Origin of the sequence: Micromonospora sp. M51, from assembly GCF_018070305.1 — a bacterium.
Taxonomy (GTDB): domain Bacteria; phylum Actinomycetota; class Actinomycetes; order Mycobacteriales; family Micromonosporaceae; genus Micromonospora; species Micromonospora parva.
Map to the genome: position 1 here is coordinate 1 of NZ_JAGPXZ010000761.1, position 2,826 is coordinate 2,826.

Below are 2,826 nucleotides of genomic sequence, written 5' to 3' on the forward strand. Positions count from 1 at the left end.
GCGCCTTCCCCGGCTGCGACCGACCACCGCGCTGGTGCGACGCCCACCACATCCACCACTGGGCCAACGGCGGCACCACCAGCCTCGACAACGCCGTCCTGCTCTGCGGCCACCACCACCGCCACCTACACCACAGCGACTGGACCGTACGACTCGCCGCCGACGGCCACCCCGAATTCACCCCACCGGCCTGGCTCGACCCCGAACAACTCCCCCGCCGCAACCACTACCACCGACGAACATAAGAGCAGCCAACCGAGAACGATCACCGCCCTGCCAGGTCGGCACGCCAGAAGCGAGCGGAAAGACCGAAGCGCCGAGCGACACCCGCCTGTACGCCTGCCGACCGGGTCGAACAGAGCGCTGCCGGTGGTGACTCACGAGGGGCGGAAAGACCGAAGCGCCGAGCGACACCCGCCCGTACGCCTATCGACCGGGCCGAACAAAGAGCTGCCGGTGGTGGCTCACGAAGGCTTGCCGTGCCGGTGCGCGACCGGCTCGCGGGCGGACCTCCATGCACCAGTCCTCCGCGAACGCTAACGCGAGGGCGTGGCGGTTGGACGCGGTGCCGGAGGTCATCGACGGCACCGATGCGTACCTGACATGACGGCCACTGTCGGTAATCCAGTTGACCTCAAGCTTGGGTGAGGTCCTAGCCTCCGGTATCGGAGGTAATGCATGAGCATGGAAGTTACCGCGTGGATGTCTCTGCACCACGCGATGAACGCGCAGGATGAGCGACCGCTGTCCCGCGCGACCTTGAAACGGATCGCGGAGTTCGCGCGGCCACACCGCGCTCTGATCATCAGGTTCCTGCTGCTGAGTGTGGTGACGGCGGTTCTCACCGTGGCGGCGCCGGTTCTCGCGGGTCGGGTGGTCGACGCGATCGTCGACGGCGCCGAGAGTGGCGTCGTGATCCGGTTGGCGGTACTGATCGCGGTGATCGCCCTCGCCGAGGCCGGGCTGGGTCTGGTGACGCGGTTCCTCTCCGCCAGCATCGGTGAGGGGTTGATCGTCCAACTGCGGACGGCTGTCTTCGACCACGTGCAGCGCATGCCGGTGGCGTTCTTCACGCGGACCCGTACGGGTGCGCTGGTCAGCCGCCTGAACAACGACGTGATCGGTGCGCAGCGGGCCTTCAGCGACACCCTGTCGAGTGTGGTCGGCAACGCGGTCACGCTGATGCTGACGTTGGGCGTGATGCTCACCTTCTCCTGGCAGATCACGTTGCTGGCGCTGGTCCTGCTGCCCATCTTCGTTCTCCCGGCCCGCCGGATGGGTTCGCGGCTCGCCCGGTTGCAGCGGGAGGCCGCCGAGCACAACGCGGCGATGAGCACCCGGATGACGGAACGCTTCTCCGCACCCGGGGCCACCCTGGTCAAGCTGTACGGGCGGCCGGCCGAGGAGTCCGCGGAGTTCGCGGCGCGAGCACGTCGGGTCCGGGACATCGGCATCCGCGCCGCGATGCTGCAGTGGGTCTTCATCACCGCCCTCACCGTCGTCGGCTCGCTGGCGCTGGCCCTGGTCTACGGGTTGGGCGGTCTGTACGCGTTACGGGGCAGCCTCGACGCCGGAACGGTGGTCGCCCTCGCGCTGCTGCTGTCCCGCCTGTACGCCCCGCTGACCTCGCTGGCCAGTGCCCGCGTCGAGGTGATGAGCGCGCTGGTGAGCTTCGAGCGGGTGTTCGAGGTGCTCGACCTCAAGCCGCTGATCCTTGACAGGCCCCATGCCCAACCCCTCCCGGAAGGGCCGGTCGCTGTCGAGTTCGACGACGTCCGGTTCGGCTACCCCGCAGCGGACAAGGTGTCGCTCGCGTCCCTGGAGGACGTGGCGAAGCTGGACACGCGCGGCGGTGAGGAGGTGCTGCACGGGGTGTCGTTCCGCGCCGAAGCGGGGCAGATGGTGGCGCTCGTCGGCTCCTCCGGGGCGGGCAAGTCGACGATCGCGCAACTCGTGCCCCGCCTGTACGACGTCGAGGACGGTGCGGTGAAGCTCGCCGACGTCGACGTACGCGAACTGTCGGCCGAGTCGATCCGGACGGCACTGGGCGTGGTGACCCAGGACGGGCACCTCTTCCACGAGAGCATCCGCGCCAACCTGGCGTTCGCCCGGCCGGACGCGACCGAGGACGAGATGTGGGAGGTGCTCCGGCGCGCCCGACTCGACGACCTGATCCGCTCCCTTCCCGACGGGCTGGACACCGTTGTCGGCGAGCGCGGATACCGGCTGTCCGGCGGGGAACGGCAACGGCTCACCATCGCGCGACTGCTGCTGGCCCGTCCGCGCGTGGTCATCCTCGACGAAGCCACCGCGCACCTCGACTCCACCTCGGAGGCGGCGGTTCAGGAAGCCCTCGCCGAGGCCCTGACCGGCCGGACCAGCGTGGTCATCGCGCACCGGCTCTCCACCATCCGGGCAGCCGATCAGATCCTCGTCGTGGAAGCCGGGCGCATCGTCGAACGCGGGCGACACAGTGACCTGCTCGCGGCCGGCGGTCGCTACCACGAGTTGTATCGCACCCAGTTCGCGGACCAAACGACGGCCCCGGAGGACCCGCCGGCCTCGCAGCACCCCCCGGCCCAGGAAACGCCGGCCCTGGAGCAACCGACGGTCCAGGAGCAGCGTGTCGGGCTCTGACGGCCCTCGCCCACCTGAAACAGCCGCGGCAGCCCGCCCCTCAAGGACGGCCTGAAACAGCCGCGGCGGTCCGCCCTTCAAGGACGGCCTGAAACTGCCGCGACAGCCGGCCATCCGTCAAGGACAGGCCGGAACGCCTGGGTCGCGAGGCGCCGGGTGAATCGGCAGCGCCGCCCCACCCGGAAGGCC

At 69.6% G+C, this 2,826-nt stretch carries 2 protein-coding genes; both read left to right on the forward strand.

Translation table 11 applies throughout. From position 1 onward, the window contains the following. The coding region (locus tag KBX53_RS28320) for an HNH endonuclease signature motif containing protein (RefSeq protein WP_210862614.1) at nucleotides 1–245 on the forward strand (245 nt) is incomplete at its 5' end. A 433-nt stretch (nucleotides 246–678) separates the two neighbouring features. Continuing rightward, nucleotides 679–2,637 (forward strand): ABC transporter ATP-binding protein, encoded by a 1,959-nt coding sequence (locus KBX53_RS28325; RefSeq protein ID WP_247676354.1) that lies wholly within the window; start codon nucleotides 679–681, stop codon nucleotides 2,635–2,637. Nucleotides 2,638–2,826 lie beyond the last annotated feature (189 nt).

Excerpts from the sequence above, each read along its gene's own strand:
- KBX53_RS28325 (WP_247676354.1), top strand. The coding sequence starts at position 679 with ATGAGCATGGAAGTTACCGCGTGGATGTCTCTGCACCACGCGATGAAC.